21 protein-coding genes are annotated in these 24,879 nt (G+C 70.2%); 14 read left to right on the top strand and 7 right to left on the bottom strand.

What is annotated here, in order from left to right:
* The first annotated feature begins 7 nt into the window (after positions 1-7).
* The 4 genes from E8D38_RS15730 to E8D38_RS15715 are packed head-to-tail and all read left to right on the top strand — an operon-like array spanning position 8 to position 4,051.
* Positions 8-550 carry an RNA polymerase sigma factor gene (locus E8D38_RS15730; RefSeq protein ID WP_246099519.1) on the top strand — a complete coding sequence of 181 codons (543 nt, stop codon included), beginning with the start codon at positions 8-10 and terminating at the stop codon, positions 548-550.
* A complete protein-coding gene (locus E8D38_RS15725; RefSeq protein ID WP_140632714.1) occupies positions 547-1,335 on the top strand; it encodes an anti-sigma factor family protein in 789 nt (262 codons plus the stop codon). Before E8D38_RS15730 ends, E8D38_RS15725 begins: the two co-directional genes overlap by 4 nt.
* Positions 1,336-1,346: 11 nt before the next feature.
* Positions 1,347-2,786, top strand: a complete 1,440-nt coding sequence (locus E8D38_RS15720; protein ID WP_140632711.1) for an MFS transporter — start codon at positions 1,347-1,349, stop codon at positions 2,784-2,786.
* Complete coding sequence (locus tag E8D38_RS15715; protein ID WP_140632708.1) at positions 2,783-4,051, top strand: NAD(P)/FAD-dependent oxidoreductase; 1,269 nt, start codon at positions 2,783-2,785, stop codon at positions 4,049-4,051. Before E8D38_RS15720 ends, E8D38_RS15715 begins: the two co-directional genes overlap by 4 nt.
* Here the strand turns inward: E8D38_RS15715 and E8D38_RS15710 are convergent.
* Positions 4,031-5,257 carry a zinc-binding metallopeptidase family protein gene (locus E8D38_RS15710; RefSeq protein WP_140632705.1) on the bottom strand — a complete coding sequence of 409 codons (1,227 nt, stop codon included), beginning with the start codon at positions 5,255-5,257 and terminating at the stop codon, positions 4,031-4,033. The genes E8D38_RS15715 and E8D38_RS15710 overlap by 21 nt on opposite strands.
* Positions 5,258-5,347: 90 nt before the next feature.
* Between E8D38_RS15710 and E8D38_RS15705 the strand changes: the two genes are divergently transcribed.
* The 4 genes from E8D38_RS15705 (at position 5,348) to E8D38_RS15690 (ending at position 10,231) form a co-directional block, all read left to right on the top strand.
* Positions 5,348-6,106 carry a class II glutamine amidotransferase gene (locus E8D38_RS15705; RefSeq protein ID WP_140632702.1) on the top strand — a complete coding sequence of 253 codons (759 nt, stop codon included), beginning with the start codon at positions 5,348-5,350 and terminating at the stop codon, positions 6,104-6,106.
* A gap of 159 nt (positions 6,107-6,265) precedes the next feature.
* Positions 6,266-7,033 (top strand): LytR/AlgR family response regulator transcription factor, encoded by a 768-nt coding sequence (locus E8D38_RS15700; RefSeq protein ID WP_140632699.1) that lies wholly within the window; start codon positions 6,266-6,268, stop codon positions 7,031-7,033.
* 122 nt (positions 7,034-7,155) lie between these two features.
* The gene (locus E8D38_RS15695) at positions 7,156-8,361 is read left to right on the top strand and encodes a DUF4382 domain-containing protein (protein ID WP_140632696.1); all 1,206 of its coding nucleotides are present in this window, start codon (positions 7,156-7,158) and stop codon (positions 8,359-8,361) included.
* Between the two features lie 145 nt (positions 8,362-8,506).
* Positions 8,507-10,231: a M14 family metallopeptidase gene (locus E8D38_RS15690; protein WP_140632693.1), complete on the top strand. Its 1,725-nt coding sequence runs from the start codon at positions 8,507-8,509 to the stop codon at positions 10,229-10,231.
* A 6-nt stretch (positions 10,232-10,237) separates the two neighbouring features.
* Here the strand turns inward: E8D38_RS15690 and E8D38_RS15685 are convergent, their stop codons facing one another.
* On the bottom strand, positions 10,238-10,789 hold the full coding sequence (locus E8D38_RS15685; protein WP_140632691.1) for a DUF4148 domain-containing protein: 552 nt from the start codon (positions 10,787-10,789) through the stop codon (positions 10,238-10,240).
* Between the two features lie 194 nt (positions 10,790-10,983).
* Entirely contained in the window at positions 10,984-11,628 is a 645-nt protein-coding gene (locus E8D38_RS15680; RefSeq protein ID WP_140632688.1) for a DsbA family oxidoreductase, read from the bottom strand.
* Positions 11,629-11,768: 140 nt separating this feature from the next.
* On the opposite strand from E8D38_RS15680, the gene E8D38_RS15675 reads away from it, so the two are divergent.
* The 6 genes from E8D38_RS15675 to E8D38_RS15650 all read left to right on the top strand — a co-directional run bounded on the left by E8D38_RS15675 (position 11,769) and on the right by E8D38_RS15650 (position 18,595).
* Positions 11,769-12,398, top strand: a complete 630-nt coding sequence (locus E8D38_RS15675; protein ID WP_140632686.1) for a histidine phosphatase family protein — start codon at positions 11,769-11,771, stop codon at positions 12,396-12,398.
* A gap of 103 nt (positions 12,399-12,501) precedes the next feature.
* The gene (locus tag E8D38_RS15670; protein WP_140632684.1) at positions 12,502-13,017 is read left to right on the top strand and encodes a (2Fe-2S)-binding protein; all 516 of its coding nucleotides are present in this window, start codon (positions 12,502-12,504) and stop codon (positions 13,015-13,017) included.
* Positions 13,014-15,302 (top strand): xanthine dehydrogenase family protein molybdopterin-binding subunit, encoded by a 2,289-nt coding sequence (locus E8D38_RS15665; protein ID WP_140632681.1) that lies wholly within the window; start codon positions 13,014-13,016, stop codon positions 15,300-15,302. Before E8D38_RS15670 ends, E8D38_RS15665 begins: the two co-directional genes overlap by 4 nt.
* Before the next feature lie 206 nt (positions 15,303-15,508).
* Positions 15,509-16,999 (top strand): NCS1 family nucleobase:cation symporter-1, encoded by a 1,491-nt coding sequence (locus E8D38_RS15660; RefSeq protein ID WP_140632678.1) that lies wholly within the window; start codon positions 15,509-15,511, stop codon positions 16,997-16,999.
* Between the two features lie 13 nt (positions 17,000-17,012).
* The gene (locus tag E8D38_RS15655; protein ID WP_140632675.1) at positions 17,013-17,771 is read left to right on the top strand and encodes an aspartate/glutamate racemase family protein; all 759 of its coding nucleotides are present in this window, start codon (positions 17,013-17,015) and stop codon (positions 17,769-17,771) included.
* 71 nt (positions 17,772-17,842) lie between these two features.
* Positions 17,843-18,595: a GntR family transcriptional regulator gene (locus E8D38_RS15650; RefSeq protein WP_140632672.1), complete on the top strand. Its 753-nt coding sequence runs from the start codon at positions 17,843-17,845 to the stop codon at positions 18,593-18,595.
* Between the two features lie 41 nt (positions 18,596-18,636).
* Here E8D38_RS15650 and E8D38_RS15645 read toward each other — a convergent pair whose 3' ends face one another.
* The 4 genes from E8D38_RS15645 to purB form a co-directional block, all read right to left on the bottom strand.
* Positions 18,637-21,519, bottom strand: a complete 2,883-nt coding sequence (locus E8D38_RS15645) for a PAS domain-containing hybrid sensor histidine kinase/response regulator (protein ID WP_140632669.1) — start codon at positions 21,517-21,519, stop codon at positions 18,637-18,639.
* A 97-nt stretch (positions 21,520-21,616) separates the two neighbouring features.
* Positions 21,617-22,459, bottom strand: a complete 843-nt coding sequence (gene pyrF / locus E8D38_RS15640; RefSeq protein ID WP_140632666.1) for an orotidine-5'-phosphate decarboxylase — start codon at positions 22,457-22,459, stop codon at positions 21,617-21,619.
* A gap of 38 nt (positions 22,460-22,497) precedes the next feature.
* The gene (locus E8D38_RS15635; protein ID WP_140632663.1) at positions 22,498-23,382 is read right to left on the bottom strand and encodes a C13 family peptidase; all 885 of its coding nucleotides are present in this window, start codon (positions 23,380-23,382) and stop codon (positions 22,498-22,500) included.
* Positions 23,383-23,404: 22 nt separating this feature from the next.
* Entirely contained in the window at positions 23,405-24,781 is a 1,377-nt protein-coding gene (gene purB, locus E8D38_RS15630) for an adenylosuccinate lyase (RefSeq protein ID WP_140632660.1), read from the bottom strand.
* Positions 24,782-24,879 lie beyond the last annotated feature (98 nt).

The following is a 24,879-nucleotide window of genomic DNA, read 5'->3' as shown; positions in this document are numbered from 1 at the left end:
CCGGGCCATGGAAGAAAATCCGCCGCTCCGACGTTTTGTCCAATATGACATGAGCGCATCGAGCGAGCTGGTACGTGAGCAACTCGCCGGCCTGCTGCCGCGGCTGCGGCGTTTCGCGCGCGCGATCACGCGCCACCGCGAAGACGCCGACGACCTGGTGCAGCTGGCGGTGGAGCGCGCACTCGTGCGCTGCGACCAGTGGCAGCCGGGTACCCGGCTGGACAGCTGGGTGTTCAGGATCATGAAAAACGCCTGGATCGACGAGGTGCGGGCACGGGCTCGGCGCGACGAACTCTTCGCGCCCGAGGAGGCCGGCGAACACGTCGGCGATGCGGTGATGGAAAGACGCACGGACATGATGGCGGTACAGCAGGCGATGGCCACACTCAATGACGACCAGCGGCTGGTGGTCGGTCTCGTACTGGTCGAGGGGTTGCCCTACAAGGAGGCGGCCGAGGTGCTCGACATCCCGATCGGCACCCTGACCAGCCGCCTGGCACGTGCCCGCGAAGCGCTGCAGGCCGCTCTGCTTGGAGGTACCGCGCGATGAACACAGCGCCCCGCTACACCGATGAAGTGCTCATGGCCTATGTGGACCATGAACTCGACGCGGCCGCCAGCCGGGAGATCGAGGCGGCGATGTCGGCCGACGCCGAGCTGGCTGCCCGGGTGGCGCGCCAGCGCGCCCTGCGGGGCGTGCTGCATGGCGCGTTCGACGCGGTGCTCGACGAGCCGGTCCCCGAGCGACTGCAGGCGGTGCTGCGCGGCGACACCGCAGTCGAGGCACCCGGCAAGGTCGTGGCCATCACCGCAGCGCCGCGCCGCCGCATGCCGCTGTTCGACAGCCGCTGGGGCCAGTGGGGCATGCTGGCTGCCAGCCTGATGCTGGGCGTCTGGCTGGGCCGCAGCCAGTTCGCCGCGCCGTCGGATGCCATGTGGGCGCGCGCGGAGGACGGCCGGCTGGTGGCGCAGGCCGAACTCGCGCAGGCCCTCACCAGCCAGCTGGCCAGCCAGCAGCCGGGCGATGCGCGGGTGCGGGTCGGCGTCAGCTTCGTCGCCCGTTCGGGCGACTACTGCCGCAGCTTCACCCTGCCGGCCGGCCTGGCCGGCCTGGCCTGCAAGCCGGGCACCGGCGGCGACTGGCAGCTGCCGCTGCTGGTGCAGCAGGGCGCCGGCGAGGCGGGCGCGGGTGCACAAGGGGCCTACCGGCAGGCCGCCAGCAGCACCACACCGGCTGCCGTGCTGCGCGCGATCGACGACCAGATCGACGGTGCGCCGCTCGACGCCGCCGGCGAACGTGATGCCGTGCAGCGCGGCTGGCAGCGCGCCCGCTGACGCCGCCGCCCATGCCGCAGCCGCTCGAGACCATCGCCGAACTGCGGCAACGCTTCGGCGAGCGCTATCGCTGGCGCGTGCTGCTCACCGTGATGCTGGGGACCATGGCATCGATCATGGCCTCCACCATCGTCAACGTGGCCGTGCCCGACATGAGCCGCCATTTCACGCTGGGGCAGGAACGTGCGCAGTGGCTGTCGGCCGGGTTCATGGCCGCCATGACGCTGTCGATGCTGCTCACGCCCTGGCTGCTCGCGCGCTTCGGCTACCGGCGCACCTATCGCGGCGCCGTGCTGCTGCTCATGGCGGGCGGCATGGCCGGCGGCCTGTCGAACGTCTACGAACTCGTGCTCGCGATGCGCGTGGCCGAAGGGCTGGCCGCGGGCGTGCTGCAGCCCATTCCGGGAATCATCATCATGCGGGCCTTCCAGCCGCACGAGCAAGGCCGCGCGATGGGCATCTTCGGCTTCGGCGTCGTGCTCGCGCCGGCGCTGGGCCCCAGCATCGGCGGGGTGCTCGTCGAATGGTTCGGCTGGCGCTCGATCTTCTTCGTGGTGGTGCCGTTCTGCGTCGTCGCCTTCGCGCTGGCACGCCGCTACCTCGCCACCACCGGGCCGGGCGACCAGCCTGCCGGCCGGGACACGCCGCCGCTGGACCTGCCCGGCTTCGTGCTGGTAACGCTGGCGATCCTCGCGCTGCTCAACGGCCTGGTCGAGCTGCACGGCCGCACGCCGCAGGCCGGCCTGGTGCTGCTGGCGGTGGCGTCCGCCTCGCTGCTCGGCTTCCTGTGGCACCAGCGGCGCACGCCGCATCCGCTGGTGCAGCTGGCGCTGTTTCGCCACCGGCCGTTCGCGATGGGCAGCTGGGTCGCCTTCAGCTACGGCATGGCGCTGTTCGGCTCGACCTACCTGGTGCCGGTGTTCATGCAGATCGGCCTGTCGCTGCCGCCTTCGCAGGCCGGCGCGGTGCTGTTGCCGGCCGGGCTGGTACTGGCCGCCACCATTCCGGTGGCCGGGCGGCTGGCCGACCGCTGGGCGGTGAACCGGCAGGTGAGCGCCGGCCTTGCGCTGCTGGCCCTTTCATTCCTGCTGATGGTGGGCGTGGGCCCGGGCACGGCGCTGGCGCTCATCACCGTGTGGGCCATCGTTGGCCGCATCGGGCTCGGGCTCATCCTGCCTTCACTCAACCTCGGCGCGATGCGCGGGTTGCCTCAAGGGCTGATCTCGCAGGGCTCGAGCACCATCAGCTTCGTGCGGCAGTTGGGCGGTGCGGTGGGCGTGAGCGCGACCGGCATCGTGCTCGAGTGGCGCCTGCAGGTACACGGCGGCAATGCCACGCGCGCCTTCCATGAAACCTTCGCGCTGGTCGCCCTGGTGACCGCAGTGGCCATCGTCGCGGCCTGGCGCATGAGCCCGCGGCCGGCCCGAGGCGGCGAAAATCCGGCGCCATGACCCCGCTCCAGAAGCCTCTCGCTCCGATCCCTGCCCTGTCGCAACCGCCCGCGCGCTGCGACGTGCTGGTGGTCGGCGCCGGTCCGGCCGGCAGCGCCACCGCCATGACGCTGGCACGCGCCGGCGTCGACGTGGTGCTGGTCGACCAGCACGACTTCCCGCGCGAAAAGGTGTGCGGCGACGGGCTCATTCCGGATGCCCAGGCCGCGCTGCGGCGCCTGGGCGTCTTCGACGAGGTGATGGCGAGCGCGCAGCGCGCCTCGCATGTGGCCTGCATCGGCCCGCGCGGCGGCCGGCTCGAGGTGGCCGGCGCCCTGGCGGTGCTGCCCCGGCGCGAGCTCGACCACATCCTGTGCCGCGCGGCGGTTGCGGCCGGCGCGAAGCTGGTGACGCCGGCAAGGTTCGATGCAGCGCTGGAGGCCGACGGGCGGGTGGCGGGCGCGCGCCTGCAGATGGGCGGCGCGAGCCACGAAGTGCAGGCGCAATGGGTGGTGCTGGCCACCGGCGCGTCGCCCCAGGCGCTGCAGGCCACCGGCATGTGCACCCGCCGCACGCCCAGCGGGATGGCGCTGCGAGGCTACGTGAAGAACGATGCGATGGCCGGGCGCATCAAGGCGCTCGAGGTGGTGTGGCACCCGAAGATGAAGCCCGGCTACGGATGGATCTTCCCGGCCCCCGACGGCCGCTTCAACATCGGCGTGGGCATCGCGCCCAGCCACGTGAGAACCGCCGACGGCCGCTACGAGATGCGCAACCTCAACCTGCGCGAGGTGTTTGCGGCCTTCACCGAGTGCTATGCCCCGGCACGCGAACTGATGCAAGGCGGCCAGCTGCAGGGCGAGCTGAAGGGCGCGCCGCTGCGCTTTTCGCTGGAAGGCGCCCACTGGTCGCGCCCGGGTCTGCTGGTCACCGGCGAGGCCGCCGGCAGCACCTATGCCTTCACCGGGGAGGGCATCGGCAAGGCCATGGAAACCGGCCTGCATGCTGCGGAGGCGCTGCTGGCCGGCCGTTCGCAGGGGCAGTCCGATGCGGACATCCGTGCGGCCTACGAGGCGCGGCTGGCCGCCCTGCGGCCTCGCTTTGCCATCTACGAGCGGGCCAACCGGGTCAACAAGCATCCGTGGATCGCCGACCTGGTGGTGTGGAGCGCCAGGCGCAGCCCGCAACGACTCAAGCGCATGGAAGGCGTGCTGGCCGAGACCCACATCCCGAGTGACGTGGCATCGCTGGGCGGGGTGCTGCGGCTACTGTTCGACCGCCGCTGAGTCCGCATCCCGGCCGGCTGCGTTCACGAGCACGTGGATGAACTGCAGCTTGGCAACGGCAGGGCGAGGCAGCACGAAGGGGTAGAAGTCGTGCTGGCCCATCGCGCGTGACAGCTCGTTGAGCACCGCGGTCAGCTCCACCCAGGCATTCAGGAAGCTCAGGAATTCCGCCGCGCCCTGCGCCTTTGCATCCCACAGGTCGTCCTTGCCGAAGGGCTCGGCGCTCAGGTCGACGTCCTCGCCGTCGATGCCGAAGCTGAGCGCCGTGTCGACCGTGTCGACCATGTGCAGGTAGTGCGCCCAGGTCTCGGCCCAGTCTTCCCACGGGTGCACGCTGGCATAGGCGCTCACGCAGCGCTGTGCCCAGTCGGGCGCCGGGCCGTTGTCGTAGTGATCCTTGAGCGCCGCCGCATAGTCTGCACGCTCGTCGCCGAACAGCTCGCGAAACGGCTCCAGCCAGGCCGTGCCGTTGACCAGCCGTTCCCAGTAGTAGTGGCCGACCTCGTGGCGCAGGTGGCCCAGCAGCGTGCGGTAGGGCTCATGCATCTGCGCGCGAATGCGCTCGCGGGTGGCGTCGTCGGCTTCCTCGATGTTGATGGTGATCACGCCGCTGGCATGGCCGGTGGTGACCGGCGCATCCGGCAGCGGCCGCAGGAAGTCGAACACCAGGCCCTTCTCGGGGTCGGCATCCGGCGCCCCCTCGACGCCGGACGCGACCGGCAGGCGCAAGGCCAGCAGCTGCGACACCAGCTGGCGCTTGGCCAGCTCGATGCGGCGCCAGGCTTCGCGGTTCTCTTCGAGCGTGAGGTCGGGGATGGTGCGGTTGAGCCGGCAGGCCACGCACAGCGGCGCATGCTTTCCCTCCGCCTCGGCGGGCACCAGCCAGTTGCAGCCGGCGGCACTGCTGAAGTTGCCGCAGCGCCAATACTGCGCGGCGTCCGGCGGGCTGCCGTGGAACTGCCAGGGGCCCAGCACGTCGGCCTGTGCATCGTCGACCCCCGGCGGGCGCTGCAGCGGCAGCACCCGCGCCTGCCCGGTGTCGTATCCGAGCTGCGTGCCGCAGGCCAGGCATTGGCTGTTGCGGAAGAAGACCGGGCGGCCGCACTGGCAGCGATAGGCCCGGGCCGCGCGCGGCTCGGCGCTGCGCAGGTCCGGCTTCCAGGCCAGGCCGAGGCGCCGCGTGACGAGTTCGAACAGCGTGGCCATGCCGGGCTCCTGTTTGCAGTCCCGGTGAGTCTGGCACGCGTTAAGCTCGTCGCGCGTCAGACTTCATCACCCTCGATTCCCGGCCCCACCATGTGCCAGCTGCTCGGCATGAACTGCAACACGCCCACCGACGTGATGTTCAGCTTCACCGGTTTCGCCACGCGTTCGGTCGAACACAAGGACGGCTTCGGCATCGCCTTCTTCGAAGGCAGGGGCGTGCGCCTCTTCGTCGACGACCAGCCCGCCGCGGCCTCCCCGGTGGCCGAGCTGGTGAAGCGCTACCCCATCCGCAGCGAGAACGTCATCGCGCACATCCGCAAGGCCACGCAGGGCCGGGTCGGCCTCGAGAACTGCCACCCCTTCGTGCGCGAGTTGTGGGGCCGCTACTGGGTGTTCGCCCACAACGGCGACCTCAAGGGCTTCTCGCCCAAGCTGCATGCGGCCTTCCGCCCGGTGGGCGACACCGACAGCGAACGCGCCTTCTGCTGGCTGCTGCAGGAGCTGGCCAAGAACCATGCCTCGGTCCCCACGGTCGAGGCGCTGACGCAGACGCTGCACGAGCTGGTGCCGCAGGTGGCCGCCTATGGCACCTTCAACTTCATGCTGAGCAACGGACAGGCGCTGTGGGCCCATTGCTCCACCCACCTGCACTGGCTTGCGCGCCAGCACCCGTTCAGCCACGCGCGGCTGCAGGACGAGGACCTCACCGTCAACTTCGCCGAGGTGACGACACCCACCGATCGCGTGGCGGTGGTGGTGACCGAGCCGCTGACGCGCGACGAGGCCTGGGTGCGATTCGCGCCTGGCGAGCTGCGCGCCTTCGTCGACGGCGCACCGCTGCCCGATTGACGATCGAACCGGGCCCGCGCGCCGGCTCGAAATGCAAGCAGCACATCCCCCCGAAATGAGGGCCCGCGGCCTGTAAGCCCTGGCAGGTGCGGGGCAGCAGGCTTCCCCCACAATGAGGACTCCGCGGCAATCGCACCGCGTCGATCCACTGCCCAGCCCATGCACGCCCGTTCGTCGAGCGCCCCTCCAACCGCCCTGGTGGCGGACGATGAAGAAGCCCCTCGCGCGCAGCTCATGGACGCCTTGCAGCGTCTGTGGCCGCAGCTGCATGTGGTGGCCGAAGCGCAGAACGGCGTCGACGCATGGGACGCCTTCCTCGAGCATTCGCCGCAGGTGTGTTTCCTCGACGTCCGCATGCCCGGCTTCACCGGCATCGACGTGGCACGCCGCATCGCCGGGCGCGCCCATGTGGTGTTCATCGCGGCCCCGGGCGACCATGCGCTGGCGGCATTCGAGTCGGGCGCCGTCAGCTACGTGCAGAAGCCTGTCGATGACGAGCGCCTCGCGCCGGTACTCGCTCGCCTGCGCGAGCAGCTGGCGCGCCCCCCGGCCGACCTGCACGGCCTGCTCGACAGGCTGATGGGCCAGGTGCGCAAGCCCGCGCCGCTCGACATGGTGCAGGCGAGCGTGGGCCGCGAGGGCAAGATGATCCCGGTGGAAGACGTGGTGTATTTCGAGGCCGATGCCCGCTACACCCGCGCGGTCCACCTGGGCGGCGAGGACCTCATCCGCCAGCCGCTGAAGGACCTGCTCGCCGAACTCGACCCCGAGCTCTTCCTGCAGATCCACCGCTCGGTGATCGTCAACCAGCGGCACATCGCCGGCGTGTCGCGGTCTGGCGACAACGACATGGTGGTGAACCTGCGCGGCCGCTCCGAGCGCCTGCCGGTGGCCCGGCACTTCCAGCCGCTGCTGCACGGCCGCTGACCCCCGCTGCTTCCTGCATGAACGGGCGCGCCGTTACACGCGCTCACAGCCCGGCTTTGTGTCGGCGCGATAAATGGGATAACTTCCCACTATTCGAGCCAACGCCTTTTGGAGAGTCGGTCATGTCCAACTCAAGCACCCGAGTTCCCCGCGCCGCCAGGTGGCTGCCTGCGCTGATCGCCGCCGTGCTGGCGGCCTGCGGCGGCGGTGGTGACGCCCCCGCCACCGGCACGATGCGCGTGTCGCTGACCGATGCGCCGGCCTGCGGCTACGACGCCGTGCACGTGACCGTCGAGAAGGTGCGCGTGCACCAGAGCGGCACCGCGGCCGATGCCGACGGCGGCTGGCAGGAGCTGGTGCTGGCGCAGCCGCGCCGTGTGGACCTGCTCTCGCTCACCAACGGCGTGCTGGAAGACCTGGGCAGCACCACGCTGCCGGCCGGCACCTACACCCAGGTGCGCCTGGTGCTGGCCGACAACTCCGCAGCCGACCCGATGGCCAACAGCGTGACGCCGACCGGCGCGGCCGAAGTGGCGCTGGACACGCCCAGTGCCCAGCAGAGCGGCCTCAAGATCAAGACGAACTTCACCGTCGCGCCCACCCAGGTGGCCGACCTCGTGCTCGACTTCGACGCCTGCAAGTCGGTGGTCAAGCGCGGCACCACCGGCCGCTACAACCTGAAGCCGGTGCTCACCGCCATCCCGGTGTTTGCCGCGGCGGGCAATGCAGTGCAGGGTTATGTGGCGCAGGCGCTGGCCAACGGCAGCACCGCGGTATCGGTGCAGCAGGCCGGGGTGGTGGTGAAGGCCACCGCACCCGACGCAGCCACCGGCAGGTTCGTGCTGTCGCCGGTGCCGGTGGGCAGCTATGACCTCGTGCTCACCGCCGACGGCCGCGTCACCAGCGTGATCACCGGCGTGCCGGTCATCGACACCGCCCGCACCACCATCGGCAGCGAAACCGCCCGCCTGGATCCCCCGGCCAGCACCATGCGCACCGCCAGCGGCACCGTGCTGTTCTCCGGCGGCGGCACCACCATCCCCGACGCGATGGTGCGCGCCCTGCAGAAGCTGACCGGCGGGCCGACCGTCGAGCTGATCGCCCGTCCCACCGACGCCGTCACCGGCGCCTTCAGCTACGCCCTGCCGGCCTCCGCTCCCCAGCGCGGCGGCTACGTGGCCGGCCCCGCGCTGCCCACCTTCACCGCCGACACCGGCGCGGCTGCCAAGTACACGCTCGAGGCACTGGTGCCCGGCAAGCCCGCCCAGACGGCGGACATCGATCTCAGTGGAGCAGACGTCACCACGCTGTTCACTGTCGCCCCCTGACCGGCCCTCCAGTGGTCAGTTTCACGGCGCCTTCGGGCGCCGTTTTTTTTGCTGTTGCGTCCGGGCACCGGTCCTTCAAAATGCGCGCGGCCCGGCCGCCACGAGCGGCATGCGCCTCGTCCCGTTGTTGCCGACCCAGCCCGCCATGACGACACAGAACACGCCTCGCCTGCCAGCCCCCCGCTTCGACCGCTTCCATCGCTACGACGAACTCGTGGCACTGCTTCGTGCCTATGCCGAGGCCAGCCCGCAGCTGGTGCAGCTGCGCTCGATCGGCAAGAGTCACGAGGGCCGGGACATCTGGCTCGTGGCGCTCACCAACCGGGCCACCGGCGACGATGCCGACAAGCCGGCCTTCTGGGCCGACGGCAACATCCACGCCGCCGAGCTGACCGCCAGCACCGCGGTGCTGTACTTCCTGCACCAGCTGGTGACCGGCTACGGCAGCGACCGCGAGATCACGCAGCTGCTCGACACGCGCGCCGTCTACCTCGTGCCGCGCCTGAACCCCGACGGCGCCGAGCTCGCGCTGGCCGAGCGGCCGCGCCACATCCGCAGCTCGACCCGGCCGTATCCGTTCGACGAAGACCCGGTCGACGGGCTCACCGCCGAAGACATGGACGGAGACGGCCGCGTGCTGTTCATGCGGGTGCGCGATCCGCACGGCACCTACAAGAAATACGCGGCGGATCCGCGGCTCATGGTGCCGCGCGAGCCGGGCGAATTCGGCGGCGAGTACTACCGGCTCATGCCCGAAGGGCGGCTCGAGAACTACGACGGCCTCACCGTGCAGGTGAACCGCGACAAGGAAGGCCTGGACCTGAACCGCAACTTCCCGGGCTCGTGGCGCCAGGAACACGAGCAGCTGGGCGCCGGTCCGTATCCGACCAGCGAGCCGGAAGTGCGCGCGATGGTCGACTTCATCGTGAAGCATCCGAACATCGGCGCCGGCGTGAGCTTCCACACCCACAGCGGCGTGATCCTGCGGCCCATGGGCACCGAGCCCGACGATGCGATGGCCCCCGAGGACCTGTGGATGTACCAGCGCCTGTCGAAGCTGGGCGAGCAGCTCACCGGCTACCCGGCCGTCAGCGTGTTCCACGACTTCAAGTACCACCCGAAGGAAGTCATCACCGGCACGCAGGACTGGGTGTACGAACACCTCGGCGCCTTCTTCTGGGTGGTGGAGATCTGGTCTCCCAACAAGGAGGCCGGCATCACCGACTACAAGTGGATCGACTGGTACCGCGACCACCCGGTCGAAGACGACCTGAAGCTGCTGAAGTGGAGCGACGAACAATGCGGCGGCCAGGCCCATGTGGACTGGTATGCCTTCGAGCATCCGCAACTCGGCCCGGTGGAGCTGGGCGGCTGGGACAAGATGAACTTCTGGCGCAATCCGCCCCCGGCGCTGCGCGAACGGGAGGCGGCGCGCTTCCCGAAGTGGCTCACCACCCTGGCCTTGTCGCTGCCGAAGCTCGAGCTGCTGGCAGCACGGGCAGAGCCGCTCGGCGAGCAGCACGGCGTGATGCATTGGCGCATCACCGTCGACGTGGGCAACGCAGGCTACCTGCCAGCCTACGTGAGCCGGCGTGCACTGGCACGCGAACAGGCCCGTGGGCTGGTGTTCGAACTCGACCTTCCGGCCGGCGCCACGCTGGTGACCGGCAAGCCCCGCGTCACAGGGCCCCACCTCGAAGGACACGCACCGAAGTCATCGCTGCAGGCCTTCCTGCCCACCCGTGAGATCACCGCCGACCGCGCACGCGCCGAATGGATCGTGCGTGCGCCGGCCGGCGGTGCAGTGAACGTGACGGCCAAGGCAGATCGTGCCGGCGTGCTGCGCGTCACCATCGGCCTTGACCACTGAGCAACGCTACTCGGGCAGCGGCTCCGGCTCGACCTGGGTGGTGCTGCTGAGCCCCGGCTCGCCGGCAGCCGGCGCGTAGACCTCCAGGTACTCGTCGTAGGTCATCTCGCCGCTTTCCACGGTCTCGGCCATCGCAACCTGCTGCTGCAGGTCCAGCGCGGCCTGGCGCTCATGCTCGGCCTGCAGGTTGGCCGCGACGATCTCTTCATACTGCTGCGCATTCTTCGCCTCGCGGCGCGCCAGCACTTCCGGCGACGGGCCGGAGCTGCTGTCGTCCAGCAAGCCCTCTTCGCGCGCCTGCAAGTACTCCGCCTTCACCTCTTCGCGGGTCAGCTGGCCGGCCACCGGCTGCGCCACCACTTCGAGACGCCCGGTTTCCTCACCCATCGAGGGGGTCCAGCCCATCGCACGGGCGGCTTCCAGCTCGGACACCACCTCGGCGCGGGTGCGCGGTGCCTGGTCGGTCTCGGTGTTGTCTGCCGCGGCAAAGGCCACGGGAGCCGACAAGGCACCAAGCACCGCCGCCATCACCATCGATCGTTGATATCGGCGCAACATCAGGAACTCCTTTCCGTTGTTGAAACGAGGGCAGCCGCGCGGCCGCCGTGTCTTGTGGGATACAGGCGTTTTCCCCAAGGTTTCGCAACCGGATCGAAGAGATGTTGGGGCTTGCAAGGAAGCCGGTGCACGGGTCCGACGCGCGTCGTGCGCGCCGTCCGACAAGCGGGCCACCACCTCTGCCGCCCCGCCTCCTAACCTTGCGCGGCGATCTGCCGCAACGCCTGCTCGAACACCTCGGGAGGCTGGCCGCCCGAAATGAGGTGCCGGTCGTTGACGATCACCGCCGGCACCGAATGGATGCCATGGTCGAGGTAAAAGCGCTCGCGCTGCTTCACCTCGTCTGCATAGGCCCCGCTCGCGAGCACCTCGCGCGCACGCGCCGCATCGAGCCCGACGTCGGCTGCCAGCTGCACCAGCACCTCGTGGTCGCCCGGATTCCTGCCGTGGGTGAAGTAGGCCTCGAGCAGCGCATGCTTGAGCGGCAGCTGGCGGCCCTCGAGTCCGGCCCAGTGCAGCAGCCGGTGCGCGTCGAAGGTGTTGTAGGTGCGCGAGCGCTTGTCCATCTCGAAGCGGAAGCCCACCGAGGCGCCGCGCTCGCGGATGTTGTGCTGGTTGCGCTCGATCTGCTCGGCGTCGATGCCGTACTTCTGGCTCAGGTGCTCGACGATGTCCTGCCCCTCGGGGCCCATCTGCGGATTCAGCTCGAAGGGCTGGAAGTGCAGCTCGGCGCTCACCTGACCGTCCAGCCGGGCCAGCGCTGTCTCCAGCGACTTGAGCCCGATGGCGCACCACGGGCACACCACGTCGGACACGATGTCGATCTTCATTGCGTTCATGCGGTTCTCGTGACGAATTGGACGCGCGAGGGTAGCGCGTGAGGGTTCCCCCCGGGGTTGAGTGGGTGCTCGGGCGCCACGGGGCACTAGGCACGGGGGCCGGATAGGCGCACATTGGCGCCACGCCGCCGCGTGCTCCCATGAAACACTCCGCCATTGCCTCCGCCCACCGGCTCGCAGCCCTAGCGGCCTGCTGGGTGTTCGCCTGTGCTGCCGCCGCGGCACCGCAGCAGGCGCCCTCGGTCGAGCACACGGCGCAGCTGATGCAGCAGCTGCGCGCCGGCGGCTACGTGGTGGTGGTGCTGCATGGCGCCACCGAACGGCAGGACCGCCAGGCGCTGTCCGACACCGGCCGGCTCAACGCCTCGGGCATCGGCAAGCTGCTCGCGGCCGAAACGGTGCCGGTCGGCCTCGTGTACGCCAGCACGGTGGGCAGCAGCGCCGAGACCGCCGAGCGCATCGCCGTGCGCGTGCAGAGCGGACGCTGGCGCGTCAGCAAACTCAGGGAGCTGGCGCCGCCGCCCCAGGCCAGGACGGAAGTGCTGCGAACCCTTGCCGCCACCCAGCCGGCCCCTGGCACCAACACGCTGGTCGTCACCCACCGCGCCAACCTCGCCTCGGCCTTCGGCCCGCGCTTCGCCCAGGCAGGCCCCGGCGAACTCGCGGTGTTCAGGCCGGCGATCAAGGCGTCGGGTTATGAGCTGGTGTCGCGCGTGCCCTTGCCGGTGCTTGCGGCCTATCACGGCGCGGTACGCAGGCGCAGTGACTGATGGTTGCTGTCGCCGTGACGCGACAGCTGCTGGGGAATCCTCCCCAGACGAGCGGGACCCCCTGGCAGAGAATGCCGGCTCGCACTCCGAGGGAGCCCCAGCCATGCAGCTCAACATCAACGGGCGCCTTTTCGACCTGCCCGACGCTCAAGTCGACCCCGCGATGCCCTTGCTGTGGGCCCTGCGCGACGTGTTGCAGCTCACCGGCACGAAGTTCGGCTGCGGGGTGGCCGCCTGCGGCGCCTGCACGGTGCGCCTCGACGGCGAAGCGGTGCGCTCCTGCGTCACGCCGCTGGCCTCGGCCCAGGGCCGCGCGATCCAGACCATCGAGGGCCTGTCCGACCCGCAGACCGCCGCCGCCAAGGGCTCGCCTGCCGGCCCGGCGCTGCAGCGGGCCTGGGTGCAGCACCAGGTGCCGCAATGCGGCTACTGCCAGAGCGGCATGCTGATGGCGGCCGCTTCCCTGCTCGACAGGAACCCGAAACCCACCGACCGCGACATCGACGCGGCCATCACCAACCTGTGCCGCTGCGGTACCTACCCGCGGGTGCGGGTGGCGATCCACAGCGCGGCGCAGGAACTGGCCAAGCCGGCCGGCGCCAGGAAGGCCCTCGCATGAAACGCCGCCACCTGCTGCTCGGCGGCGCCGCGGCGGGCGGCGCGCTGCTGGTGGGCTGGGGGCTCCTGCCGCCGCGCTCGCGGCTGGGCGGCCGCGACCTGCTGGCCACCGCGCAAGGCGAGATCGCGCTCAACGGCTGGGTCAAGATCGCAGCCGATGGCCGGGCCATGCTCGCCATGCCGCGCAGCGAGATGGGCCAGGGCATCCACACCGCGCTGGCCCAGCTGGCGGCCGAGGAGCTGGGCGTTTCGCTCGAGCAGCTACAGCTGGTGCAGGCCGGGCATGACGCGCTGTACGGCAACGTCGAGATGTTCGTCGGCAGCCTGCCTTTCCATCCGCGCGACAGCGAGCCGGGCCGCGAAACCGACATGGTGAAAGCCGGCCGCTGGTTCGTGGCCAAGCTGGCCCGCGAGCTGGGCGTCAATGCCACCGGCGGCTCGTCGAGCGTGGCCGATGCCTGGGAGCCGCTGCGCTGGGCCGCCGCCACCGCGCGCGCCCAGATCGTCAACGCCGCATCGCTGCGCTGGAAGCTGCCGGCCGACGAGATCGAGGTGACCAGCGGCATGGTCAGCCATGCCTCCGGGCCGAAAGCTCATTTCGGCGAGCTGGTGAAGCAGGCGTCGGCCACGCCCGCCGGCACGGTGACGCTCAAGCCGCGCGAGCACTGGCGGCTGATCGGCCGGCCGCTGCCGCGCATCGACGTGCCGGCCAAGAGCAGCGGCCGGGCCGTCTTCGGTCTCGACGTGCGGCCGCAAGGGCTGGTGCATGCCGCGGTGCGCATGTGCCCGATGCTGGGCGGTGCGCCGCGGCGCATCGTCAACGAAGACGAGGTGCTGCGCCGTGCCGGGGCGCTGCGGCTGGTGCGGCTGCCACCAGCCGCGGGCTCCACAGCCGGCGTCGCGGTGATCGGCACCACCACCTGGCATGCACGCCAGGCAGTCGAGGCGCTGCAGATCGAGTGGGCGCCGCCGCCGGCCGGCACGCTCGATTCCGCAGCCATCGTGCAGCGGCTCGAGGCGCAAGCCCGCGAGGCCTCGTCTCAGGAGGGCGGCTTCGCCTTCCACCAGCGCGGCGACGTGGCGGCTGCCGAGGCCGGCGCGCCGCGCACCCTCGAGGCGGTGTACCGCGCGCCCTACCTCGCGCATGCCGCGATGGAGCCGATCAACTGCACCGCCCAGGTGAAGGACGGGCACGTCACCGTGTGGGCACCCACGCAGGTGCCTGGTTTCGCCCGCGCCGCCGCGGCGCGGGCGGCCGGTGTGCCGGAAAGTGCGGTGACCGTCCATGTGACGCTGCTCGGCGGCGGCTTCGGGCGCCGGCTCGACATCGACTTCGTCGCGCAGGCCGTCACCGTGGCCCAGGAAGCGGGCGGCCAGCCGGTGCAGCTGGTGTGGTCGCGCGAGGAAGACACCACCCACGACTTCTACCGGCCTGCCGGCGTGGCGGTGCTCAAGGCCACGCTTGATGCACAGGGCCAGCCGCAGAGCCTGCGCTTCTCGAGTGCGGGCGACGCCATCACGCCGCGCTGGCTCGAACGGGGCCTGCCTTCGCTGGCCGGCCCGGTGGACATGCCCGACAAGACCGCCATGGAAGGCCTGTTCGATCTGCCCTACGACGTGCCGCACCAGCGCATGGCGCACGTGGCCACGAAAAGCGGCGTGCCGATCGGCTACTGGCGCTCGGTCGGCCACTCGCACAACGCCTTCTTCAGCGAAGGCTTCTTCGACGAGCTGGCCCACGAGGCGAAGCAGGACCCGGTGGCCTTTCGCCTGTCGCTGCTGAAAGGCATGCCCCGCCATGCCGCGGTGCTGCGGCTGGCGGCCGAAAAGGCCGGCTGGAACGCACCGCTGCCTCCGGGCCGGGCCCGCGGCGTGGCGCTGCACGAAAGCTTCGGCTCCATCGTGGCCGAGGTGCTGGAGGTCTCGCTCGACGAGACGGGCAGGCAGCCGCGGGTGCACCGGGTGGCGTGCGCCATCGACTGCGGCACCGTGGTCAATCCGAACATCGTGGCGCAGCAGATGGAAAGCGGCGTGATCTTCGGGCTCACCGCAGCGCTGCACGGCCGCATCGACATCGCCGGCAGCGTGGTGCAGCAGACCAACTTCCCGAGCAACCCGCTGCTCGCGCTGAAGGACACGCCGCTCATCGAAACCCACATCGTGCCCAGCACGAACTCACCCACCGGCGTGGGCGAACCGGCCACGCCACCGGTGGCGCCGGCACTGGCCAATGCCCTGTTCAAGCTGACCGGGCGCCGGCTGCGCGAGCTGCCGCTGCGGCTCTGAGGCCGCGACACCCGTCCCCGCAGAACCAGCCGCCAATCAAGGCGGCTTTTTTCATAGCGCTCGAAAACCCTGGCATCTTTCAGCTTGATTGAACCCATATTTTGTATACAACATATGGGTACGAGCGGTGCCATACCGTCGCCGACCGGACCGGGTGGAGGAGACAAACCCCCGGGACCGAACCGCCCCAAGCTGCGAGGATTGCAATGAACACCACAGCCCTGGCCGACAGCGCGGCAAGCGCCCAGCCCACCCCGGCGCACCCCGCTCACGAGAGCAACGCCTTGATCAAGCCCGGCTACCACGACCGGCTCACCAACGAAGACCTGGCGCCGCTGAAGAAGCAGACCTGGGGTCAATACAACATCTTTGCGTTCTGGATGTCCGACGTGCACAGCGTGGGCGGCTACATCACCGCCGGCAGCCTGTTCGCGCTCGGCCTGTCGAGCTGGCAGGTGCTGGTAGCGTTGCTGGTGGGCATCTGCATCGTGCAGTTCTTCTGCAACCTGGTGGCCAAGCCCAGCCAGGTGACCGGCACGCCGTATCCGGTGATCTGCCGCGCCTCGTTCGGCGTGCTGGGTGCCAACATCCCGGCGGTGATCCGCGGCCTCATCGCGGTGGCCTGGTACGGCATCCAGACCTATCTCGCCTCGGCCGCCTTCATGGTGGTGGCGCTGCACTTCTTCCCGCAGTGGACGCCGTATGCCGACGTGTCGCAGCACGGCTTCGCCGGCCTGTCGACGCTGGGCTGGGTCGCCTTCATGGTGATGTGGGTGCTGCAGGCCTTCGTGTTCTGGCACGGCATGGAGTCGATCCGCCGCTTCATCGACTGGGCCGGCCCGGCGGTCTACGTGGTGATGGGCGTGCTGTGCGGCTGGCTGGTCTGGAAGGCCGGCTGGAGCAACATCAACATGAACCTGGGCGGCATCAAGTTCGAAGGCTGGGACGCGCTGCCGGTGATGCTGTCGGCGATCGCGCTGGTGGTGAGCTACTTCAGCGGCCCGATGCTCAACTTCGGCGACTTCTCGCGCTACTCGAAGAGCTTCGACGCGGTGAAGAAGGGCAACTTCTGGGGCCTGCCGGTCAACTTCCTGTTCTTCTCGCTGCTCACCGTCATCACCACTGCCGCCACGCTGCCTGTGTTCGGCGAACTCATCACCGACCCGGTGCACACCGTGAGCAGGATCGACAGCACCACCGCTGTCGTGCTGGGCGCGCTGACCTTCATGGTGGCCACCATCGGCATCAACATCGTCGCCAACTTCGTGTCGCCGGCCTTCGACTTCTCGAACGTCGCGCCGCAGCGCATCAGCTGGCGCACCGGCGGCATGATCGCCGCGGTGGGCTCTGTGTTCATTACGCCCTGGAACCTCTACAACAATCCCGAGGTGATCCACTACACGCTCGACGTGCTGGGCGCCTTCATCGGGCCGCTGTTCGGCATCCTCATCGCCGACTACTACCTGGTGCGCGGCCAGCGGGTCAAGGTCGACGACCTGTATTCGATGAGCCCCAAGGGCGAGTACTGGTACCGCAACGGCTACAACCGCCGCGCCATCGCCGCGCTCGTGCCCGCCGCCCTGGTGCCGATGCTGTGCGTGTTCATCCCGGCCTGGCGGCCCGCCGCGAACTACGCATGGTTCATCGGCATGGGGCTGGGGTTCGTGTTCTACGCCCTGCTCAATGCCAAGCGCTGAGGGACGCACGACCGTGAAGATCAGGATCATCAATCCCAACACCACCTGGAGCATGACCGAGAAGATGGCCGCGAGCGCGCGTGCCATCGCGCGGCCCGGCACCGAGGTCGTGGCCGTGAGCCCGTCGATGGGGCCGGCGTCGATCGAGAGTCACTACGACGAGGCGCTGGCGGTGCCCGGCCTGCTGCAGGAGGTGGCGCGCGGCGAACGCGAAGGTGTCGACGGCTACGTGATCGCCTGCTTCGGCGACCCGGGCCTGCTCGCCGCGCGCGAGCTGGCGCGCGGCCCGGTGGTTGGCATCGCGGAGGCCGCCATGCACATGGCGAGCTTGATCGGCAGCCGCTTCAGCGTGGTCACCACGCTGGGGCGCACCACCGGCATCGCCTGGCACCTGGCCGAGGCCTACGGCATGAAGCGCTTCTGCGCCAAGGTGCGGGCGTGCGAGCTGCCGGTGCTCGAACTAGAGCGGCCGGGCTCGAATGCCCGGGCACTGATCACCGACGAGTGCCGCCGCGCCCTGGAGGAAGACGGGGCCGACGTGATCGTGCTGGGCTGCGCCGGCATGACCGACCTGTGCGAAGCGATCTCGCACGAGATCGGCGTGCCGGTGATCGACGGCGTGACTGCCGCCGTGCAGCTGGTGGATTCGCTGGTGAGCCTGGGGCTGCGCACCTCGAAGCGGGGGCCGCTGGCGGCGCCGCCGGTAAAGGCCTACAGCGGGGTGCTGCAGGGGTTTGCCTTGCAGGACGGGGGGTTGAAGCAGGTGGCTTGAGTTCAGCCTGTTGCTTGAGTGACGGGTGGTGTGTGTCTGAGAGAGCCTGCCCGATCCCTAAAATCCCGGGCATGCCGCGCAAGCCAGCCGCCCCTCCGCAGCCTCCCACCGACGACGAGCCGGAAGCCCCCGAGCGCGGCCCCACCGTCGAAGCCATCGCCACCGACATCGCCGCGGCCATCGTCGACAAGCGCCTGCCGCCCGGCACCCGCCTGCGCGAAGAAGCCCTCGGCCGCGTCTATGCGGTGAGCCGCACCAAGATCCGCGCCGCCCTGCTGGTGCTGTGGCGCGACAAGCTCATCGAGATGGTTCCGGACAAGGGCGCCTATGTGAGCAAGCCCAGCGTCGAGGAAGCGCGCCAGCTGTTTGCCGTGCGCCGCGTGCTCGAAGCTGAGGTGGTGCGCCTGTTCGTGGCCCGCGCCAAGCCGGCCGACTACCGCGAGCTCGAGCAGCATGTGCGCTTCGAGCGCAATGCGCTCGGCTCGCATGCCACCGCCGCCACCGCCCCGGCGCGCGAGCGCCTGCTGGGCGACTTCCATGTGCTGCTGGCCGAAGCCTGCGGCAATCGTGTGCTGGCCGAGATGGTGCGCGAACTCGTGGCGCGCAGCTCGCTGATCGCCATGCTCTACCAGAGCAGCAACGACGCCAGCTGCTCCACCCATGAACATGCCGACTTCCTGCAGGTATGCCGCAAGGGCAACGTCGAGGCGGCGGTGCGGCACATGACCGAGCACCTCGACCGTGTGGAAGCCACCCTGCGGCTCGACCCAGCCGACGCGCCCGCCGGCCGCAGCACCGACCTGGTGAAGGCGCTGCTGAGCTGAAACGACCAGGCCTGCCCCCTCGAGGGGGAGCGCCGAAGGCGCTACGGGGGTGGGCGACGCACCCAGCGCAGCACCACGTCCCTGAGCCGCTGCGACTCGATCGGCTTGGTGACGAAATCGTTCATGCCCACCGCCAGCGCATGCTGCTGTTCGGCCACCAGTGCCGCGGCGGTGAGCGCGACGATGGGCAGCGCCTGCGCATCCCAGCGCTCGCGCAATCGCACCGTGGTCTCGTCGCCCGACAGGCGCGGCATGTGCACGTCCATCAGCACCAGGTCGAGCCCGCGTCCGCCGGGTTCGCCGCATTCGCGGCCCACCACCTCGATGGCTTCGTAGCCGTCGCCGGCCTTCAGCACCTCGACGCCCCATTGCCGCAGCATCGAATCGGCGATGAGCATGTTGACCGGGTTGTCCTCCACCACCAGCACGCGCGCGCCCTCGAGTGCACGATCATTGCTGCCGTTGCCCTCGGCCAGGGTGCCGTCGGCCGCTGGAGGCACCGCCATCGCATCGGCCGCGGGCGCCGGCGGCAGGGGCAGCTCGACCCAGAACTCGCTGCCCTCATTCGGCGCGCTGACGACACCCACCTCGCCGCCCATGAGCCCCGCCAGCTCGCGGCAGATGGCCAGGCCCAGGCCGGTGCCGCCGTAGCGCCGCGTCACCGATTCGTCGGCCTGCACGAAGGGCTGGAACAGGCGCGCCTGCGTGGCCGTGTCGATGCCGGGGCCGCTGTCGCGCACCATGAAGCGCACCCGCTCGCCGCCGGCCGGCTGCACCTGCATCGACACGCTGCCGTGCAAGGTGAACTTGAGCGCGTTGCTCAGGAAGTTGTCGAGGATCTGCCGCAGGCGCACCGCATCGCCCAGCACCCGCTCGGGCAGCGCCTCGTCGAACGAGACCGAGAGCACCAGCCCGCGCTGGTGGGCCACCGGCTCCTGTGCATAGGCCACGGTGGTGCACAGCGCCTTCAGGTCGAAGGGCTGGTATTCGAGGTCCAGGCGGCCGGCCTCGATCTTCGACAGGTCGAGGATGTCGTTGATCACGGCCGACAGCGCACGCGCACTGTCGACCAGCCGCGCCAGGTATTCGGCGCGGCGGGCCTCGGGCAGCTCCGGGTTGCGCGCCAGTTCGGCCAGCCCCATGAGGCCATGCAGCGGCGTGCGGATCTCATGGCTCATGTTGGCCAGGAAGGCACTCTTGGCCCGGCTGGCCGCCTCGGCGGCATCGCGCGCGCTGGCGAGTTCGCGGTCCACCCGGCGGCGCTCGGTGACGTCCTCGAGGATCCAGATCGTGCCGCCGCGCCGGCCGTTGTCGGCGCCCACGCTCTGCGCCCGCACACGGCACCAGAAGCGGCTGCCGTCGCGCCGGTGCATGTGCCATTCGCCGTCGAGCGGGTGGCCTTCGGCGAGCGCGGCGATCGAGCGGGCCTCGACCTCGGCATGTTCCTGCGGGCCGCTCCACAGCGCCGCCACCGGCTGCCCGGCCAGGCTGCCGACGGGCCAGCCCAGCATCTCCTCGAAGCGCCGGTTCACCCGCCGGAACTGCCGGTTGCGCGTGAAGGCGATGCCGACCGACGCATTGGCGAGGATGGCTTCATGCTCGCTGCGTTCGGCTTCGCGTTCGGTCACGTCGCGGGCGATCGCCACCAGGCAGGGCTGGCCGTCGAGGTCGAACACCGCGGCCGACACGCTCACCGCGAGGTCGCGGCCCGAGCGGGCGTGGTAGACGGTGGGCAGGTCCTGCACCAGGCCGTTGCCGGCCTTCAGCGCCGAGACCAGGCGCTCGCGTTCATGCGGCGTCAGCAGGCCCAGCTCCAGCGGCGTGCGGTTGAGCACCTCGGCAGCGCCATAGCCGCTGACGCGCTCGAACATCGGGTTGACCAGCAGGTAGCGGCCGGTCGCCAGCACGGTCACGGTGATGATGTCGGGGCTGGCCGTGATGAGCCGCGACAGCATGGCACCCGAACGCAGCAGCGCGCGCTCGTTGTGGCGCAGCTCGCTCACGTCGAGGTAGATCGACTCGCAGGCCGGGCCGTCGTCGAGTTCGACGCGCGAGCTGGCCACGGTGACGTACACGCTGCTGCCGTCGCAGCGGATGAGCCTGAAGTCGGCCGGCTCGATGGTGCCGCCCGGCGGCAGGCTCATGGCACGCGCCAGCCGCTGGCCCATCCTTTCATGGTCGGCGCCTTCGTAGTGGATCTGCAGCGGGTGGCCCACCAGGTCGGAGGCCCTGGCATAACCGAGCAGGCGCAAGGCCGCGTCGTTGGCCATCAGCACCCGGCCGTCGCGGTGGGTCACGACCGCCAGCGGCGAGCAGGCGAACAGGTTGCTGTAGCGCAGGTCGCGCAGGTGCATCTGCGCCGCGCTGCTCTTGAGCACCGCATCGATGAGGAAGGCGGTGGCCGCGCCGCAGGCGATGGCGAACAGGTGCCACACCGCACGCGCCCAGCCGGACGACACCGGCCCCACGAGCGTACCGGGGCGCGGCTCCCACAGCGCCAGGGCCAGCACCAAGGCGGCCGACACCCATGCGAGCACAGTGGCGTGCGCACGACCGACCAGCAGGCCTGCGAGCGCGACCAGCAGAGGCAGCAGGCCCAGGGCCGCCATCTGCAGGCCTGCGCCTGTGATGACGGCAATGGCCGCGAGGGTCAGCGTGGAGGCCACCAGCGCGGCCATGAAGGCCGGCGTCTGCCGCTGCGGCAGCACGGGCTTGCGGCCATACGAGGCCAGCACCAGGCCCAGCAAGGCCACCGGTGCCGCGGTCAGCAGGCGCTTGTCGATACGCAGGGCGTCGAGCGTCCACAGGATGAGCAGCGCGCTGAGGACCGCGAGGGCGGCGCCGAGCAGGAAGAACGACCGGGCAACCTTCGGCGGGATGAAGAAGCGCGGCGCCGGGAACTGCGAGATGCGCGGGAACGGCATGGTGACCTGCGGCATGGGCCCCAAAAGGCCGGGTCAGTGTATCGGCGGGCCTTTCGGCAAGACCCTGTGCATTACCCGCAGCGTCGCAGTCGCGGCGTCACATGCCCCGGCGCGCTTCGTTGAGGATGTCACGCGTGCCCCGCGCCGCTTCGCGTGCCGCTTCGGCGAAGTCGTCGCCGCTGCCGGCATACAGCACGGCGCGCGACGAGTTCACCGCGATGAGGCCGCTGCTGCCCTGGCCGCCGCGCAAGCCGGCGCGCACGGTGGCTTCGGCATCGCCGCCCTGCGCGCCCACGCCCGGAATCAGCAGCGGCAGGTCCGGCGCCAGCTCGCGCACGCGGGCGATCTCGCCCGGGAAGGTGGCCCCCACCACGAGGCCGAGCTGGCCGTTGGTGTTCCATTGCGTCTGGGCCAGGTGGGCGATGTGCTCGTACACGCGCGGCTGGCCGGCGACGTCGTGCAGACGCTGGTTCTGCAGGTCGGACCCGCCGGCGTTGGAGGTGCGGCACAGCAGGATGGCGCCCTTGCCGGGGTAGCGCAGGTAGGGCTCGATCGAATCGAAGCCCATGAAGGGCGACAGCGTCACCGCATCGGCCTGGTAGCGCTCGAAGGCTTCCTTCGCGTACTGCTCGGCGGTGGAGCCGATGTCGCCGCGCTTGGCATCGAGGATCACCGGCACGTCGGGCGCGACGCGGCGCATGTGCGCCATCAGCTGCTCGAGCTGGTCTTCGGCTCGGTGCGCGGCGAAGTAGGCGATCTGCGGCTTGAAGGCCAGCACGAGGTCCTTGGTCGCATCGACGATGCGCGCGCAGAAGTCGTAGATGCGTCCGGGATCGCCCTTCCATGCGCCCGGGAACCTGCCCGGTTCGGGGTCGAGCCCGACGCACAGCAGCGAATCGTTGAGACGGGAGGCTTGTTGGAGTCGGGCGAGGAAGCTCATGGGGCGCCATTGTAGGAACCCGCGCGCCGCGGGCGGGTTCAGCGGCCCGGCGGCGCGTTGAATGGCGCCAGCAGGTCGCGCCACGGCTTGCGCGCCAGCGCCTTGACCTTGTCGCCCACCCACAGCTGCGGGTTGGACGGCGGCGTGAGCTGCAGTGCCTTCTCGCGCTCGGCCACGCGTGCGGCGCCGCGGGCGAACCACTGTTCGATGTTCTGCGAGGCGTCCAGCCCGTCGTCGAACAGGGCCTCGACGAAAAACGTGTTGCGGCTGTCGGCCTCGCAGCCGAACGACGAAGTGCGCTCCGACGCGGCCGTGACGATGATGCGGTTGGGCTGCTCCAGCAGCGGGATGAGCGATCCCGAATAGCAGGCCGAGACGATAAGCAGGGTGGGCGTGGTCTCGCCCAGCGGCGCCAGCCACTCGCGCAGCTCGCTCACATGCACGCTGCTGTTGTCGCTGGCATGGCGGGCGGCCGACAGGTAGCCCACATGACCGTGCGAGGTGAGCAGCACCACGACCAGCGAGCCGGGCGCGGCTTCACCGGCCACCAGCGTGCCGGCCAGCGTGAACATCTGGCGCATCGAGCGCGCCGTCGCATCCGGTCCGGCCTGGCGGCGCAGGCCGTTGGCCAGGTGCAGCACGCTGGCCGAGCGCGGCACCTGTGCACGAAACGCCTGCTCGAACAGCTTCACGTCGCCGACGAAGGCGGTGGACGAGGCATCCATCGCGGCGCCGGCCAGCACGAGGCGGTGGTGGCCGGCCTTGTCGGCCACGGCGCGCGCCTGCTCGTATTGCGAAGCCAGCGACACGCCATGGTGCGCCGAGGCCGGCACGGCGGCCAGCAGGCCCGGCAGGCATGCGGCGACGAGCCGGCAAACCAGCAGCGCGCTGCGCAGGGGGCCGGCCGCTCGCGTGATCGCCATGCCGCTCGTCTGCGCGGGTGTCTCAGCGGATGCGCCGCGCCAGCTCGGCCGCACGGCCGATGTAGTTGCCCGGCGTCATCTCGCGCAGCCTGGCCTTTTCGGCTTCGGGCAGCTCCAGCGTCTCGATGAAGGCGGCGATCGCCTCGCGCGTGATGGCCTTGCCGCGGGTGAGCTCCTTCAGGCGCTCGTACGGGTTGGGCAGCGCATACCGGCGCATCACGGTCTGGATGGGCTCTGCCAGCACTTCCCAGGCGGCATCGAGGTCGGCGGCCAGCGCGGCTTCGTTCACCTCGAGCTTGCCCAGGCCGCGGGCCAGCGAGTCGTAGGCCAGCACGGCATAGCCGAGCGCCACGCCCATGTTGCGCAGCACGGTGGAGTCGGTGAGATCGCGCTGCCAGCGGCTGATGGGCAGCTTCTGGCTCAGGTGCGCGAGCAGCGCATTGGCCAGCCCGAGGTTGCCTTCGGCATTCTCGAAGTCGATCGGGTTGACCTTGTGCGGCATCGTCGAGCTGCCGATCTCGCCGGCCTTGGTGCGCTGCTTGAAGTAGCCCAGGCTGATGTAGCCCCACACGTCGCGCGACCAGTCGATCAGGATGGTGTTCGTGCGCGTCACCGCGTCGAACAGCTCGGCCATGTAGTCGTGCGGCTCGATCTGGATGGTGTACGGGTTGAACGAAAGACCGAGCTGCTGCTCGACCACGCGCCGGCTGAAGGCTTCCCAGTCGACGTCCGGGTAGGCCGACAGGTGGGCGTTGTAGTTGCCCACCGCGCCGTTCATCTTGGCCAGCAGCTTCACCTCGGCGATGCGCATGCGTGCGTGGCGCAGGCGCGCCACCACGTTGGCGATCTCCTTGCCCACGGTGGTGGGGCTGGCGGTCTGGCCATGGGTGCGGCTGAGCATCGGCAGCGCGGCCAGCTGCTCGGCCATGCCGGCCAGCGTGTCGATCAGGCCGTCGACGGCCGGCAGCAGCACCGCCTCGCGCGCCGCCTTGAGCATGAGGCCGTGACTGGTGTTGTTGATGTCCTCCGAGGTGCATGCGAAGTGCACGAATTCGCTGGCCTTCTGCAGCTCGGGCTGGCCTTCGAACCGGGACTTGATCCAGTACTCGACCGCCTTGACGTCGTGGTTGGTGGTCTTCTCGATGTCCTTGATGGCCTGCGCATCGGCTTCGCCGAAACCGCTCACCAGCGCGCGCAGCTGCCGGCGGCTCGCCTCGCCCAGCGGCGCGAACTCGGGCAGGCCGGCATCGGACAGCGCGATGAACCATTCGATCTCGACCTGCACGCGGCGGTGCATCAGGCCGTATTCCGACAGCAGCGGGCGCAGCGCGGACACCTTGGCGGCATAGCGGCCATCGAGCGGGGACAGGGCGGTGAGGGCGGACAGAGGAGCGGTCATGGCAGGAGCGCGCGAGAAGGCGCGGCGTAGCGGCGGCACAAGCGGAAAGCGAGCCCGAATTGTAGGCGGCGCCCCGTTGGGGCCCGGGCGCGCCGCCA

Source organism: Methylibium rhizosphaerae, from assembly GCF_006386545.1.
Taxonomy (GTDB): Bacteria; Pseudomonadota; Gammaproteobacteria; order Burkholderiales; family Burkholderiaceae_C; genus Pseudorivibacter; species Pseudorivibacter rhizosphaerae.
Note: the sequence above shows the minus strand (reverse complement) of the source record. Positions and strands in the feature narration are given on the sequence as shown.

What these genes read in the sequence shown, in the direction of transcription:
- E8D38_RS15730 (WP_246099519.1), top strand. Translation starts at nt 8, where the DNA reads ATGGAAGAAAATCCGCCGCTCCGACGTTTTGTCCAATATGACATGAGC.
- E8D38_RS15725 (WP_140632714.1), top strand. Translation starts at nt 547, where the DNA reads ATGAACACAGCGCCCCGCTACACCGATGAAGTGCTCATGGCCTATGTG.
- E8D38_RS15720 (WP_140632711.1), top strand. Translation starts at nt 1,347, where the DNA reads ATGCCGCAGCCGCTCGAGACCATCGCCGAACTGCGGCAACGCTTCGGC.
- E8D38_RS15715 (WP_140632708.1), top strand. Translation starts at nt 2,783, where the DNA reads ATGACCCCGCTCCAGAAGCCTCTCGCTCCGATCCCTGCCCTGTCGCAA.
- E8D38_RS15710 (WP_140632705.1), bottom strand. Translation starts at nt 5,257, where the DNA reads ATGGCCACGCTGTTCGAACTCGTCACGCGGCGCCTCGGCCTGGCCTGG.
- E8D38_RS15705 (WP_140632702.1), top strand. Translation starts at nt 5,348, where the DNA reads ATGTGCCAGCTGCTCGGCATGAACTGCAACACGCCCACCGACGTGATG.
- E8D38_RS15700 (WP_140632699.1), top strand. Translation starts at nt 6,266, where the DNA reads ATGCACGCCCGTTCGTCGAGCGCCCCTCCAACCGCCCTGGTGGCGGAC.
- E8D38_RS15695 (WP_140632696.1), top strand. Translation starts at nt 7,156, where the DNA reads ATGTCCAACTCAAGCACCCGAGTTCCCCGCGCCGCCAGGTGGCTGCCT.
- E8D38_RS15690 (WP_140632693.1), top strand. Translation starts at nt 8,507, where the DNA reads ATGACGACACAGAACACGCCTCGCCTGCCAGCCCCCCGCTTCGACCGC.
- E8D38_RS15685 (WP_140632691.1), bottom strand. Translation starts at nt 10,789, where the DNA reads ATGTTGCGCCGATATCAACGATCGATGGTGATGGCGGCGGTGCTTGGT.
- E8D38_RS15680 (WP_140632688.1), bottom strand. Translation starts at nt 11,628, where the DNA reads ATGAACGCAATGAAGATCGACATCGTGTCCGACGTGGTGTGCCCGTGG.
- E8D38_RS15675 (WP_140632686.1), top strand. Translation starts at nt 11,769, where the DNA reads ATGAAACACTCCGCCATTGCCTCCGCCCACCGGCTCGCAGCCCTAGCG.
- E8D38_RS15670 (WP_140632684.1), top strand. Translation starts at nt 12,502, where the DNA reads ATGCAGCTCAACATCAACGGGCGCCTTTTCGACCTGCCCGACGCTCAA.
- E8D38_RS15665 (WP_140632681.1), top strand. Translation starts at nt 13,014, where the DNA reads ATGAAACGCCGCCACCTGCTGCTCGGCGGCGCCGCGGCGGGCGGCGCG.
- E8D38_RS15660 (WP_140632678.1), top strand. Translation starts at nt 15,509, where the DNA reads ATGAACACCACAGCCCTGGCCGACAGCGCGGCAAGCGCCCAGCCCACC.
- E8D38_RS15650 (WP_140632672.1), top strand. Translation starts at nt 17,843, where the DNA reads ATGCCGCGCAAGCCAGCCGCCCCTCCGCAGCCTCCCACCGACGACGAG.
- E8D38_RS15645 (WP_140632669.1), bottom strand. Translation starts at nt 21,519, where the DNA reads ATGCCGTTCCCGCGCATCTCGCAGTTCCCGGCGCCGCGCTTCTTCATC.
- pyrF (WP_140632666.1), bottom strand. Translation starts at nt 22,459, where the DNA reads ATGAGCTTCCTCGCCCGACTCCAACAAGCCTCCCGTCTCAACGATTCG.
- E8D38_RS15635 (WP_140632663.1), bottom strand. Translation starts at nt 23,382, where the DNA reads ATGGCGATCACGCGAGCGGCCGGCCCCCTGCGCAGCGCGCTGCTGGTT.
- purB (WP_140632660.1), bottom strand. Translation starts at nt 24,781, where the DNA reads ATGACCGCTCCTCTGTCCGCCCTCACCGCCCTGTCCCCGCTCGATGGC.